This window comes from Cognatundibacterium luofuense, from assembly GCF_018139685.1.
Taxonomy (GTDB): domain Bacteria; phylum Pseudomonadota; class Gammaproteobacteria; order Burkholderiales; family Burkholderiaceae_D; genus Undibacterium; species Undibacterium luofuense.
The window spans coordinates 1-431 of sequence record NZ_JAGSPN010000176.1; the positions used below are offsets into that span (position 1 = coordinate 1).

The following is a 431-nucleotide window of genomic DNA, read 5'->3' on the forward strand; positions in this document are numbered from 1 at the left end:
GATGGAAGTCGCTGGTCTGAAGCTGGAAGTCGGTTTCCTGGTCGATAATTTGACGGCCATGATGATGTGCGTGGTGACCTTCGTGTCGCTGATGGTGCATATCTACACGATTGGTTACATGCAGGAGGATGAAGGTTATAACCGCTTCTTCTCGTATATTTCCCTGTTCACTTTCTCCATGCTGATGCTGGTGATGAGTAACAACTTCCTGCAGTTGTTCTTTGGCTGGGAAGCTGTAGGTCTGGTCTCTTATCTGCTGATCGGTTTTTGGTACACCAAGCCAACAGCGATCTACGCGAACATGAAGGCTTTCCTGGTTAACCGTGTCGGTGACTTTGGCTTCATACTCGGTATCGGTTTGCTGCTCGCTTACGCTGGTTCCATGAATTATGCGGAAGTCTTTGCTAAGAAAGAAGAACTGGCCAAAGTAT

Annotated in this window: 1 protein-coding gene; it reads left to right on the forward strand. The window is 47.8% G+C overall.

The window, feature by feature from the left end:
• Positions 1–431, forward strand: a 431-nt coding sequence (locus tag KDM89_RS19900; protein ID WP_268977903.1) for a proton-conducting transporter transmembrane domain-containing protein, incomplete at both ends; no start/stop codon positions are given.